Raw genomic sequence first — 574 nt, 5'->3', positions numbered from 1 at the left:
TGCAAGTCGATCGGGGCACAGGAGACGCGGGCCATTCTGACGACCCGCAAGCTGCTGCAATCCAAGCTCCACGACATCGAGAACAGCCTTCGCGGAGTGCTTCGCGGCTTTGGGCTGAAGGTCGGCAAGACTACCGAGCGTACCTTCGCCGAACGCATCCGAGAACTCGTTGCAGGCCATCCTGGACTTAAGGTCGTGGCGAAGGCGCTGCTCGAAGCCCATGCCGTGTTGCGGCGCGAGTTCAACAGTCTGGACAAGCAAGTGGCACGGCTCGCCAGATCACACCCGCAGGCCAGTCTTTTGATGACGACGCCGTCGGTCGGCCCGATTGTGGCGCTGACTTATGCCTCGGCGATCGACGACCCGATGCGCTTCCGCTCGTCGAAGGCGACAGGAGCGCATTTTGGCCTCACTCCGAAGAAGTACCAATCGGGTGAGACCGACTACACCGGCCGTATCAGCAAGATCGGCGATGCTTCGGTGCGGGAGGCGCTTTATCAGGCGGCCCACGTCATGCTGACCAAGCCGGTCAGGAATTGCGCGGCGCTAAAGGGCTGGGCAATGCGGATCGCCA

1 protein-coding gene is annotated in these 574 nt (G+C 62.0%); it reads left to right on the top strand.

Annotated features, from left to right (window positions below):
- Positions 1 to 574, top strand: a 574-nt coding sequence (locus ACMGER_RS18180; protein WP_436813592.1) for a transposase, incomplete at both ends; no start/stop codon positions are given.

The sequence above is a fragment of the Sphingomonas astragali genome, from assembly GCF_051400615.1.
In the GTDB taxonomy this organism is placed as follows: domain Bacteria; phylum Pseudomonadota; class Alphaproteobacteria; order Sphingomonadales; family Sphingomonadaceae; genus Sphingomonas.
This window is presented reverse-complemented; position numbering and strand designations above follow the sequence as displayed.